Source organism: Zoogloea sp. (assembly GCF_028689785.1).
Lineage (GTDB): Bacteria > Pseudomonadota > Gammaproteobacteria > Burkholderiales > Rhodocyclaceae > Zoogloea.
Genome location: NZ_JAQVCN010000061.1, coordinates 1 through 12,611, shown reverse-complemented (window position 1 = coordinate 12,611; position 12,611 = coordinate 1). Strand labels below are relative to the sequence as shown.

The 12,611-nt window shown below is 62.7% G+C and carries 11 protein-coding genes; all 11 read right to left on the bottom strand.

Annotated elements, in window-relative coordinates; all coding sequences use genetic code 11:
- Position 1: 1 nt before the first annotated feature.
- Positions 2 to 841 (bottom strand): protein-glutamate O-methyltransferase CheR, encoded by an 840-nt coding sequence (locus PHI64_RS19305; protein WP_299886461.1) that lies wholly within the window; start codon positions 839 to 841, stop codon positions 2 to 4.
- Positions 842 to 845: 4 nt separating this feature from the next.
- Positions 846 to 1,409 (bottom strand): chemotaxis protein CheW, encoded by a 564-nt coding sequence (locus PHI64_RS19300; RefSeq protein ID WP_299886458.1) that lies wholly within the window; start codon positions 1,407 to 1,409, stop codon positions 846 to 848.
- Between the two features lie 3 nt (positions 1,410 to 1,412).
- Positions 1,413 to 3,017, bottom strand: coding sequence for a methyl-accepting chemotaxis protein (locus PHI64_RS19295; RefSeq protein WP_299886455.1), 1,605 nt, complete (start codon positions 3,015 to 3,017; stop codon positions 1,413 to 1,415).
- A gap of 28 nt (positions 3,018 to 3,045) precedes the next feature.
- Positions 3,046 to 5,280, bottom strand: a complete 2,235-nt coding sequence (locus tag PHI64_RS19290) for a chemotaxis protein CheA (RefSeq protein ID WP_299886452.1) — start codon at positions 5,278 to 5,280, stop codon at positions 3,046 to 3,048.
- A 19-nt stretch (positions 5,281 to 5,299) separates the two neighbouring features.
- Positions 5,300 to 5,614 carry an STAS domain-containing protein gene (locus PHI64_RS19285; RefSeq protein ID WP_299886450.1) on the bottom strand — a complete coding sequence of 105 codons (315 nt, stop codon included), beginning with the start codon at positions 5,612 to 5,614 and terminating at the stop codon, positions 5,300 to 5,302.
- A gap of 30 nt (positions 5,615 to 5,644) precedes the next feature.
- On the bottom strand, positions 5,645 to 6,013 hold the full coding sequence (locus tag PHI64_RS19280) for a response regulator (protein ID WP_296403346.1): 369 nt from the start codon (positions 6,011 to 6,013) through the stop codon (positions 5,645 to 5,647).
- 10 nt (positions 6,014 to 6,023) lie between these two features.
- Entirely contained in the window at positions 6,024 to 7,235 is a 1,212-nt protein-coding gene (locus PHI64_RS19275) for a methyl-accepting chemotaxis protein (RefSeq protein WP_299886445.1), read from the bottom strand.
- 29 nt (positions 7,236 to 7,264) lie between these two features.
- On the bottom strand, positions 7,265 to 7,855 hold the full coding sequence (locus PHI64_RS19270; protein WP_299886442.1) for an excisionase family DNA-binding protein: 591 nt from the start codon (positions 7,853 to 7,855) through the stop codon (positions 7,265 to 7,267).
- A 410-nt stretch (positions 7,856 to 8,265) separates the two neighbouring features.
- Entirely contained in the window at positions 8,266 to 10,863 is a 2,598-nt protein-coding gene (gene acnB, locus PHI64_RS19265; RefSeq protein WP_299886439.1) for a bifunctional aconitate hydratase 2/2-methylisocitrate dehydratase, read from the bottom strand.
- Between the two features lie 207 nt (positions 10,864 to 11,070).
- Positions 11,071 to 11,457: a response regulator gene (locus PHI64_RS19260; protein ID WP_299886436.1), complete on the bottom strand. Its 387-nt coding sequence runs from the start codon at positions 11,455 to 11,457 to the stop codon at positions 11,071 to 11,073.
- 19 nt (positions 11,458 to 11,476) lie between these two features.
- Positions 11,477 to 12,611 (bottom strand): ATP-binding protein (locus PHI64_RS19255; protein WP_299886433.1); only part of this gene is annotated, 1,135 nt, incomplete at its 5' end.

Below are 12,611 nucleotides of genomic sequence, written 5' to 3'. Positions count from 1 at the left end.
TTCAGGCTGCCGGCTTGCGATAGATCGACGGGCGGGCGGTCTTCAGTGCATCGGACACGCCGTTGAGATTCTCCGAATGACTGAGCATGAAATAGCCCCCCGGCTTTAGCAGCGGCAGGACGCGCCGGATCACCTGACGCTTGGTCTCCAGGTCGAAGTAGATCATCACGTTGCGCAGGAAGATCACGTCGAACTGGCCAATCTCCGGCAGCGTGGTATTCAGGTTGATCTGGCGAAAATTGATGCGCCCACGCAGTTCGGGCTTCATCATGAAGGTGCCATCCTGGCTGCCGATGCCCTTCAGGCAGTACTTCGCCAGCAGCGGCCGGGGAATGCCCGCCGCGTCGTCCATCGGATAACGCCCCTCCCTAGCGTGGGCCAGCACGCGGGTGGACAGATCCGAGGCAACGATCTCCCACGGGCGCCCCCCCAGCACCTCGGCCATCACCATGGCGATGGTGTAGGGCTCCTCGCCACTGGAACAGGCGCCGCTCCACACCCTCACCGTGCTCTGCCCCTTCAGTTCAGGCAGGGCCTGGCTGCGCAAAAAGTCGAAATGCTTGGGCTCACGAAAGAAGTAGGTCTCGTTGGTGGTCAGCAGGTCCACCGCAATCTGGCGCTCCCCTGCATCTGCCTGCACCCGCCGAAGGTAGCTGCTGTAGCCGTCCAGATCCAGCTGGCGCAGCCGGCGGGCCAGCCGCCCGGCCACCAGCTGCTTCTTGGCGTCGGACAGGCTGATCCCGGCCAGGGAGTACATCAACGCACGGAACTGGCCGAACTCCTGATCCGTGAGCTGGCCCTGCAGCCCGGTGACATGGCGCTGGACGGCGATCGTCGTCATGGTCTCAGCCCGCCATGCTGTTGCCGAGGCGCGACACGACGCCGGCGTCTGCCGGTGCCCCCAGGCGGGAGAGCTCGTCGAGCATCGACAGTTCATCCGTAGACAACACCGCCTCCACGTTGAGCAGGATCACGAAGCCGCCATCCACCTTGCCCATGCCGCGGATGAAATCCGCCCGGATGCGCGCGCCGAAGGCTGGCGGCGCCTCCACCTCGCCAGGCGGTATCTCCAGCACCTCGCTCACCGTATCCACCAGAATGCCCAGCACCTGGCACTCGTCGCTGCTGCCCATCTCGATGATGACGATGCAGGTGCGCCGGGTGATCTCGGTAGGCTGGCCGCCGAAGCGCGCCTTCAGATCGATCACCGGCACCACCGCACCGCGCAGGTTGATGACCCCGCGGACGCTCGGCGGCATCATCGGCACGGTGGTCACCTGACCATACTCGATGATCTCCTTCACGCTGAGGGTCTCGACGGCGTACATCTCGCCGCCCAGGGTGAAGGTCAGGTACTGGCACGGTTCGACAACAACCGCGGGCACGTCTTTTCTGGCAAGCGTAGCCATTTCTCAGCCCTCGAACTGGACATACTCGGTTTGAAAGATCGGTGCCCGACCCGACTGGCGGCCGCTCTCCGCACGGCTGGCGACCTCGGCTCGGGCAGGCCGTGCCCGATGACCGCTGGCGAGCTTGAAATAGGCCATCGCCTTGCTCAATTGCTCGGCCTGGGCACTCATCTCCTCGGCTGTGGCGGCGAGCTCCTCGGAGGCGGAGGCGTTCTGTTGGGTCGTCTGCGAAAGCTGGGCCATGGCAGCGTTTATCTGGCCGACGCCGGAACTCTGCTCGTCTGACGCAGAGGCGATCTCCTGGACCAGATCGGAGGTCTTGGTGATGCTCGGGATGATCCCTTCGAACAGCGTTCCGGCCCGTTCGGCCAGGGCCACGCTGCTGCGGGCGGTCTCGGAAATCTCCTGCGCCGCTACCTGACTGCGCTCGGCAAGCTTGCGCACCTCCGCCGCCACCACCGCAAAGCCCTTGCCGTGCTCGCCAGCCCGGGCCGCCTCAATGGCCGCGTTGAGGGCCAGCAGATTGGTCTGGTAGGCAATGTCATCGACAATGCCGATCTTGTCGGCAATGCTCTTCATCGCCTCCACGGTCGAGCGCACGGCCGCGCCACCTTCGATCGCCTCCTTGGCCGCCTTGGCCGCCATGCTGTCGGTGAGGGTGGCGTTTTCGCTGTTCTGGGTGACGGAGGCCGACATCTGCTCCATCGACGCCGAGGTCTCCTCAACGCTCGCCGCCTGTTCGCTGGAGGACTGGGACAGGCTCTGGGCGGTGGCGCTCACCTCTTCCGACGCGCTGGAGAGCGAATCGGCCGAGCTGCGCACCTCGGTGATGATGGACGTGAGCCGCTCGTTCATGGTCTTCACGCTGTAGAGCAGGCTGGTCGTGTCGCCGGCCTTGGTGTCGACGGTGATCGTCATGTCGCCTTCGGCGATTTTCGTAACGACAGCCGCCGCGTAGGCCGGTTCGCCGCCCAGTTGCTGCATGAGGCTGCGGGTGATCAGCACACCGATGAGCGATACCGCAACCAGCGTGATCGCGCCAATCCCCATCGCCACCCAGCGGGCGCTGGCGAGGCTTTGGGCGGCGTCCTCGGCGGTCTTCCGACCCAGCTCTGCGTTGTACTGGCGGTGCTCTTCGAAGGCATCCCACAGGCGGGCCATGGTGGCTTGATTGGCCATGAGCAGGTCCCGCGCCTCTTCCAGCTTGTTCACCCGCGACAGCACATAGACCCGATCACGAAGCTGGTCAAACTCGGCCAGCGCGGCCCGGTCGGCGGCCAGCAAGTTCTTGTCCTTCTCGTCGCTGAGCAGGCCTTCATATTTCTTGAGCGCTTCTTCAGTCTTGCGGTGGTTGGCAGTGATCTTCTCTTCAAGACCCGCCATCACCGCTGCATCAGACGCGGCGATGTGCTGCCACAGCTGGGTGCGGGCAGCCGCCATCGGCGCGAAGGCTGCGTCCAGCGTAAGAACGCTGGGCACCACGATCTCATTGGCGTAGTTGGTGGTTTCATAGACCCGACTCATCTGGGTCAGGCCCACGATGGCCAGGAGGATGATCCCGAAGGCGGCTGACAGGATCAGGGACAGCATTTTCTTGCTGACGGTCATGACGATTCTCCAAAGAGTGGCCGACGGCTCAAACCGGCGACAGGGTGGAAGACAGGTGACGGGAAACGGGTTGGCGCGCGCTCACCTGCCGAACCAGCCCGGGAACATCAAGAATCAGGGCAACTTCTCCGCTGCCCAGAATGGTGGAGCCGCCTATGCAGCGGATATGGCTGAAGACCTTGCCGAGGGGCTTGATAACAGTCTGGAACTCGCCAAAGAGCTGATCCACCACCAGCCCGGCCCGCTCCCCGGCGTACTGCACTACTACAACGTTCTCGCGGCCGGGCGCCTCGCCTGGCATGTCGAACAAATCACGCAGGCGCACGAAGGGCAGCACCTCGCCACGCAAGTTGAGGTAACTCGCGCCCTGCTCGGGCTTGTCCTTCTCGGGCAGCTCGATGCACTCCAGCACCTGCTCAAGCGGCACCACGTAAGACGCGCTGCCGGCTCCAATCAGAAAGCCGTCGATGATGGCCAGCGTCAGCGGAAGACGCAGGCGTACCGTGGTGCCCTGCCCTTCCACACTGTCCAGATCGACGGTGCCGCGCAGGGCCAGGATGTTGCGCTTGACCACATCCATGCCCACCCCGCGCCCCGAAAGGTTGCTGACCTGCGCGGCGGTGGAAAAGCCGGGCTCGAAAACGAGGCCGAAGATCTCCTTGTCCGACAGCACCTGGCCTTCGCTCACCAGTCCGCGCTCAATCGCCTTCTGCAGGATGCGCTCCTTGCGCAGTCCGCCGCCGTCGTCGCTCACCTCGATGACGATGCTTCCCGACTCGTGATAGGCGTTCAGGCTGAGCCGGCCCTGGCGCGGCTTGCCGCAGGCGGCGCGCACCTCGGCCGGCTCGATACCGTGGTCCAGGGCATTACGCACGATGTGGGTGAGCGGATCGCCGATCTTCTCGACGACGGTCTTGTCGAGCTCGGTTTCACCGCCATGGATGTCGAGCTGGATGTCCTTGCCCAGCTCGGCAGCCACATCCCGGACGACCCGGCGGAAGCGGCTGAAGGTGGCGCCGATCTGCACCATCCGCAGATTGAGGGCTGAATCGCGCACATCCTCCACCAGCCGTGACAGCACGCCGGTAGCCTCCACCAGTTCGGGCACCTTGACCCGCCGCGCCACAAGCTGGGCCCCCGCGCCGGCAATGATCAGTTCGCCCACCAGGTTGATGAGCTGGTCGAGTTTGGCGGCATCAACACGGATCAGCGTGGCCTCCCCCGCCGTCGCCGACTTGACTTCCTGCTGACGCGCAAGCGCCGCATCCACCACGGGTTTGTCCACCAATTGCTGGGCCACGAGAACTTCGCCCAGCAGGGGGGCAGGGCTGCCTTCGGCAAATGCCGGCCCCATGCGCTCCTGGGTTTCCAGAGCCTGGGCGAGTTCGGCTTCGGTGAGGGAGCCGCAGCGGACCAGCATCCGGCCGAGCAACAGGCTGTCCTCGGGCATGTCGGCAAACAGCGCACGGTAGTCTGCAAGCGGGCCATAGGGCGGAATCAGGCGCACGACACTGTCCGCACGCACAAAATCGAAAGCCCCGTCGACGCTGGCTTGATCGGTTTCGCTGGCAAAGCTGAGCTCGTAGCCGATATAGCAGCTCTCCGGATCAATCACCGACAAAGGAGGGATATCGCCGAGGATGAGCTCAAGGTTGACGATCTGGCCAAAGGTGCCGAGGTAACGCAGGATCGACAGCGGGTCCATGCCGTCACGCAGCAGGTTGGGCCCGGAGCGCAGGGAGATGTGCCACATGCCGCTGGCGACGCTGTCGTTTCCGCGCTCTGGCGCCGATGAGGGCGGGGCGATGTCGTTGCCGTCGGGCCAGTCCACATCGCTGAAGTCCTGCTCCGCCGACGCGGAGGCAGGGGCTTCGAGGTAGGTCTCAAGCCGGGTGGCGATGGCATTGCTGCGCCCGGAGAGAACGTCGTCGGGGGCCTGCCCCGCCGCGACCCCATCAATGAGCCGCCCAAGATGATCACAGACCTCAAGCAGCAGCCCGCCCAAGGCCGGGCTCATGCCCAGGCGATGGTCGCGAACCCGGTCCAACACGCTTTCGGCGACATGGGTGAAGGCCACCACATGGTCAAGGGAGAACAAGCCCGCGGAGCCCTTGATGGTGTGGGCAGCGCGGAAGATGGCATTGACCGCTTCCGCATCGTCGGGGGTCTGTTCAAGCAGCAGGAGCGCTTCCTCCATGTGCTGGAGCAACTCACGGCTTTCGACGATCAGCGTTTGCAGGGCGTCGTCCATTTCGGCACTCATCGTGGCGGTCTCCTGCTGTTCAGGCTTGCGCCTGAAGCGCATCGCTGAAAAAGTCTGTCAGACGGCAGAAGGCCAGCGCCTCACTGACCCGCGCACTCACGCCAAGCAGGCGCAGCTTTCGATCAGCTGCCGCCGCCTCCATGCGCAGGGAAACCAGCAACTGGATACCCGCGGCATCGATGTCGCTGACACCGGACAGATCCAGCTCCACATCGCCGGGGGCGCTCATGGCCACCAGCAGTCGGTCACGCCAGTCCCTGGCGGTATAGATCGTCATTTCGCCGGCAATCACCACGCGGCTCGTGCCGAGATTGCATTGATCGGATGCATTCATGTTTGTCTCCTCGTTGGGACGTGGACGTGATCAGGGCAGGATCAGCTTGGCTACCGCGGTGAGCATCTGCGGCGGCTGGAAGGGCTTGACCACCCACGCCTTGGCGCCCGCCGCCTGGCCTTCCCGTTTCTTGTCGTCACCGGCCTCGGTGGTGAGCATGATCACCGGTGTGAACTTGTAGGCAGGGATCTGCTTTAGCGCTTTTACGAAGCTGATCCCGTCCATGTTCGGCATATTCACGTCGCTGATGATCAGATGGATCTTGCGGCCGTCGAGCTTGGTCAGCGCGTCCTTGCCGTCACATCCTTCGATCACTTCGTAACCGGCCCCCTTGAGGGCAATGCCCACAACCTGGCGCAAGGACGTGGAGTCATCCACGATCAGGATGGTCTTTCCCATGTCGTTTTCCTCAGAAGAAAGTGATGCCTGCAGAATCAGGGGCATTGCTGCCACCCTCTCCCCGATGCAGGGAATGTTGTTCGGGGGTGGAGTAAGCCCGGCTCATCTCGGCCATCCAGGTCGAGGTGTTCAGCGCTTCCGGCTCGACTCCCGCCTTGAGCTCCCCCATTGCGCAGTCAAGCCGCGATCCGAGACGCCCCATGTCGTCCGCCACATGGGTCAACACCTGGCTGACCCGATCCTGAAACTGCAGGGAGACCAGCACCTCCGCGATGTCCCCGGCCAACATGTGGCCCTCGTCAGTTATCAGGCGGGAAGCGCCCACCAACTCGCCAGCGGCACTGCGCAGACGCCGGACAACTTCACCGATCCGTTGGCTCGAAGTGGACACCAACGCCTGGTCGTCGCTGGCAAAGCGGTGGGATACCGCCAAGGTTTCCTTGATCGCACCGGTAACCGATCTCACGGTATCGCCAATGCGCTTGCCCATTTCACCGGAGACGCTGGACAGCTTTCTGACCTCGTCGGCAACCACCGCAAAGCCCCGCCCGGCCTCTCCGGCACGGGCCGCCTCGATGGCCGCATTGAGTGCGAGCAGATTGGTCTGCTTGGCCACATCGCCCACCTGCCCCGCCATTTCTTCCAGGGTGGCAGTGATACTTCCCAAGTCTTCCACGTGGGTCAGAAGCACCTCCTTGTGGGACAAGGCTTCGTGCAGGGCGGTGACAATCTCGTCGAGTTCCTTCTCGGTCGCATTGAGGAGGCCCGCAAGATCGTCACCCGCAGCACCCCGTGACGCATCCAGAGCGGAGCCGATGCGCTGGGATATCTCGGCAAAACGCGATGACAGCGCCGTGATAGCGTCCTCGGTCTGAGCACGGGCCACATGAATCTGCCCACCCCAGATCGGCAGCACCTGTTCGCACAGATCGTCCAACCCGCGCACATGCAGGCTCTCCCCTCTGACCACTCGTGCCTGCTCGGCCAATTGCCGGCGCTGCTCACCGAGCGCCCGCTGATGGCCGCGCTCGAAAGTCAGCCCCAGACCTGCCGTCACCCCCCATTGGAGCAGTGCGAGACCGATGACCAGCGGTTGAATGCCCCCCACCACGAGCAGCAATGCCGCGGTTGCGCCCCCAAGGACGACCCAGGCCCAAGGCACCCCAGCGCCGGTCAGATCATCCGTCTGTGCGGCCGCCTGCCATTCCATGCCCTTGCTCATCTCGCGCCCTCCTGTCTGTCATGGCCCATTTAGTCGTGCCTCCGCCAATTGCGCAGAAAAACCCTCACCAGCGCCGCCAACTCAGCGCCGTCCACCGGGGTGCTCATCATCACTACTTCGTCTGGCAAGCGGCTCCTCAGCCCCATCCGGTCGGCATCGGAGGCCACCAGCACCACAATCAACATCGCCCGGCCTCGCCCTGCGGCTGTCAGGGTTCGCAGCAGCCGAACAAGGTCCAGCCCCGTGACCACAAGATCGATGATCAGCACCTCGGGTGCCCGCTGGCCGATGCGGATCAACCCTTCAAAACCGTCCTCGGCCACAGCCACCTGACAGTCCGACAGCAACGGCGCCAGGGCTGCCTGTAAAGCCCGCCGATCCGACTCGTTTTCGCGCACAACCAGAATCTGGAACGGCTCGGCACCGACGCCGCCGGAACACCTCAGCTCACCCAACAGGCGCGTCACCGACTCAACCAGGATCCGGCGATGCCCACCAGGCGTCTTCCAGGCACTCAGGCGCCCTTCCTCGACCCACTGCTGGGTTGTACGAACACTCACCCCCAGTTGCTGAGCAGCCTCTCGGGTGGAGCAGGTTCGGGATGTCTTGGTCTCAGTCATGGCGTTTGGTCACTGTTTTGGCGATATTATCATTATTGACGTTTTGAGCAATATTTTTTGTATTTAATGTTTTTATCTGCATTAGTAAGCGCTTTTCCTACATTCAAAAGACATCTCTCACTGACTTTGATCCTACTTAATCTGCGTACAAACACACACAACTTAATGTTTTTATTGGATATTTATGATTCAGAAAAATTCGCAAGCGAGGTCGCGCCAAAGCGTAAAAGAGCGATCTGACGAGAATCCATCGGATCAATATAAAGTTGTTTTTATTGTTTTTGATATTTTTTACCAAACCTACCTCTCCCGCGCTCGAAGGCAAAAAAAAAGCCCCTGACCGGTCTCCCGGTCAGGGGCTTTTTGCTGCATCGGGCCGGACTCACATCCGGCCGAGGTGCAGTGAGGTGTTACATCTCGACGGTATCCGCCACTTCAGTGAAGGCAGGGATCTGGTCGAAATTCATGTAGCGGTAGATCTCGGCGGCCTTGGCATTCACCACCTTGATCTGCTCCATGTACTCTTCCTTGGTCACGATCCGGCCGGCCAGGGCGCACATGGCGGCCAGTTCGGCGGAGCCCAGGTAGACACGAGTGTCGATGCCCAGACGGTTCGGGAAGTTGCGGGTGGAGGTGGAGATGGCGGTGGAACCCTTGCGGATCTGGGCCTGGTTGCCCATGCACAGGGAGCAGCCGGGCATTTCCATGCGGGCGCCAGACTTGCCGAGCACGCCGTAGTAGCCTTCTTCGGTCAGGATCAGGGCATCCATCTTGGTCGGCGGGGCAATCCACAGACGGGTCGGGATGTCGGACTTGCCTTCCAGCACCTTGCCGGCCGCACGGAAGTGACCGATGTTGGTCATGCAGGAGCCGATGAAGACTTCGTCGATCTTGTCGCCGGCGACTTCGGACAGCACCTTCACATCGTCCGGGTCGTTCGGGCAGGCCAGGATCGGCTCGGTGACTTCGGCCAGGTCGATCTCGATCACGGCAGCGTACTGGGCGTTGGCGTCACCCTTCAGCAGGGTGCCGTTGGCGATCCAGTCTTCCATGGCCTTGATGCGGCGCTTGAGGGTGCGGGCATCTTCGTAGCCTTCGGCGATCATCCACTTCATCAGGGTGATGTTGGAACGCATGTACTCGACGATCGGATCCTTGTTCAGGGCGATCGCACAAGCAGCGGCGGAGCGCTCGGCGGCGGCGTCGGAGAGTTCGAAGGCTTGTTCCACCTTCAGATCAGGCAGGCCTTCGATTTCGAGGATGCGGCCGGAGAAGACGTTCTTCTTGCCCTTCTTCTCGACGGTCAGCAGGCCGGCCTTGATGGCGTACAGGGGGATGGCATTGACCAGGTCACGCAGGGTGATGCCCGGTTGCATCTGGCCCTTGAAGCGCACCAGCACGGATTCCGGCATGTCCAGCGGCATCACGCCGGTGGCAGCGGCAAAGGCCACCAGGCCGGAGCCGGCCGGGAAGGAGATGCCGATGGGGAAGCGGGTGTGGGAGTCGCCACCGGTACCGACGGTGTCGGGCAGCAGCAGACGGTTCAGCCAGGAGTGGATCACGCCATCGCCCGGACGCAGGGACACGCCACCACGGGTGGAGATGAAGGACGGCAGCTCGCGGTGCATCTTCACGTCCACCAGCTTCGGGTAGGCGGCGGTGTGGCAGAAGGACTGCATCACCAGATCGGCGGAGAAGCCGAGGCAGGCCAGATCCTTCAGCTCGTCGCGGGTCATCGGGCCGGTGGTGTCCTGGGAACCGACGGTGGTCATCTTCGGTTCGCAGTAGGTGCCGGGCAGCACACCCTTGCCTTCAGGCAGGCCACAGGCGCGGCCAACCATCTTCTGGGCCAGGGAGTAGCCGGTGCCGGCATCGGCCGGGTTCTGCGGCAGGCGGAACAGGGTGGACGGGGGCAGACCCAGGGCTTCACGGGCCTTGGTGGTCAGGCCACGGCCGATGATCAGGGGGATACGACCGCCAGCGCGGACTTCGTCAAGAATGACGAGGGTCTTGAGCTGGGATTCGGCGATCACGGTGCCGTTCTTGAGGGCAACGACCTTGCCGGAGGCCTCATCCACCGTCAGTTCGATTTCGTCGCCCATGTCCATCTGGCCGGCGTCGATTTCGATGGGCAGTGCACCGGCATCTTCCATGGTGTTGAAGAAGATCGGGGCGATCTTGGAGCCCAGGCACACACCACCGAAGCGCTTGTTCGGGACGAAGGGGATGTCTTCGCCGGTGAACCACAGCACCGAGTTGGTGGCGGACTTGCGGGAAGAACCGGTACCGACCACGTCACCCACGTAGGCGATCAGGTTGCCCTTGGCAGCCAGAGCTTCGAGCTGCTTCAGGGGGCCACGGGTGCCGGGCTCGTCAGGCTCGATACCCGGACGCGGGTTCTTGAGCATGGCCAGGGCGTGCAGCGGGATGTCGGGGCGGGACCAGGCGTCCGGGGCGGGCGACAGGTCATCGGTATTGGTTTCACCGGTGACCTTGAAGACGGTCAGCTTCTGGGAAGCGGGGACTGCCGGGCGGGAGGTGAACCACTCGGCGTCGGCCCAGGACTGCAGCACGGCCTTGGCGTTGGCGTTGCCCTTGTCGGCGAGTTCCTTCACATCGTGGAAGAAGTCGAACACCAGCAGGGTCTTCTTGAGGCCTTCGGCAGCGGCAGCGCCGGCTTCGCCATCGGCGAGCAGGTCGATCAGGGGCTTGACGTTGTAGCCGCCGAGCATGGTGCCCAGCAGTTCGGTGGCCTTGACCTTGGAGACCAGGCCGCAGGCGACTTCACCCTTGGCCACCTTGGCCAGGAACTCAGCCTTCACCTTGGCGGCGTCATCCACGCCGGCGGGAATGCGGTAGGTCAGCAGCTCAACCAGGAAGCCTTCTTCGCCGGCCGGCGGGTTCTGCAGCAGTTCAACCAGGGCTTGGGTTTGCTGCTTAGACAGGGGCAGCGGCGGGATACCGAGGGCAGCGCGCTCGGCAACATGCTGGCGGTAGGCTTCAAGCATGGGTAGATCCTTCCTAGACGGTGGTTACATGACAGGTTAGCTGACGTGCGCGACCGGCCGTTCCGGGCCCGGAGCGCCTCTCCCGAATGGACTGGCACCTTGTTCTGATGTGGCAGCGCCAAGTCTTATATATATTATATTTTATTTCTGTGAGGATTGTGCGCCTGCACAATCCATAAATCCCGCAAACCCGACGTCCCCTGCCCTTCAGGACTTGAGATAGTCGGCCAGCACGCTTTCGACGGCCTTCAGATTGATCGGCTTGATCAGGAGATCGTCAAAACCGGCCTCCACGAGGCTCTGCTTTTCTTCGGGAAGTGCATGGGCAGTATAGGCGATGACTCGCAGTCCATTGAACTTGACGTCCGCTCGCAATCGGGCAAGCACTTCTTCGCCGGACATGCCTGGCATGCTGATGTCGAGCAGAACGACGTCGAAACGCTCGGCAGACAGCCGGGCCAGGGCGGCCGGGCCATCCTCGGCCTCTTCAGAGCTCATGCCCAGCCGGGTCACGAAGGCGATGGCAAGGCGACGGTTGATGGCGTTGTCGTCAACGACGAGCACCCGTTTTTTAACTGCGGAGGATTCGCTCATGGAATGGAAGTCAGGTGTTTCAGCTGGATTGCCCATCAACCGGGAGAAAAAGAGTGAAGGTTGAGCCTTCACCCAGACGGGACTCTACGATCAGGTCACCGGACAGCATGTGTGCGAGTTCCCTGGCCAGAGCAAGCCCCAAACCGGTTCCGCCCTGCTCTCGGGTGACAAATTGGTCCAATTGACGGAATTTTTCGAAAATGTGCTCGTGAGCCTCAGCGGGAATGCCCCGTCCGCTGTCTGACACGGCAAAAGCCAGACGGTTGCCTTCCTGCCGGACATTTACGCGAATTCCCCCATTGTCAGTGAACTTGACGGCGTTGTTCAAGAGGTTGTTGAGAATCTGGCGCACCCGCTGTACATCCATATTGATGCTGGCGGGAGTCCCTTCCGCAATGCTCAGCGCCAGGGTCAGCCCTTTGGCTTGGGCATGGGCTCGGTGGGTATTGACGATCTCGGTTGCCAGGCTCGCCACGTCCTGGGTCTGCCACTTCAGCTCGATCCGCCCGGCCTCGATCTTGGCCAGGTCAAGCAAGTCGTTGACGATGTCCAGCAGATGCTGGCCCGAGCTGTGGATCGTGGCAGCGAACTCCTGCTGCTCGGGGTCGGCCAGATCGAGCTGAAGCAGCTCCGAATAGCCGAGGATGCCGTTGAGCGGTGTGCGCAGCTCGTGGGACATGTTGGCCAGGAAATCCGACTTGAGCTTGTTGGCCTCTTCAGCCCGGGCTCTCGCCTCCTCCGAACGCTTGAACGAGAGCTCGACCTCGTCGGCCATGCTGTTGAAGGAACGTGCCAACTGCCCCATTTCATCGTCCGATCTGACCTCCAGCCGGTGCGACAGGTCGCCCTCCTGAAAGCGGCCGAGGCCATGGATCATGTTGGTGATGCGGCGGGTGATGAACTGGGCCATCCAGATGGCGACGACGATCACCAGTGCCACCATCAGGATGGTCGACAGGCTCAGGGCGGCGGCGGTCTCGGCCAGGTTGTGTTCGATGGCTTCCAGCAGGCCGGCCCGCTCTCCCTGGAAGATCTTGTCCCGCTCGGCAATGGTCAGGCCGATACGCTTTGCTGACTCGGTGGCGGCACGGTGGAAATCATCCACGTTGGCACCGATCGTCACAAAACCGAAACCCCGCCGGGACTCGCCGTAC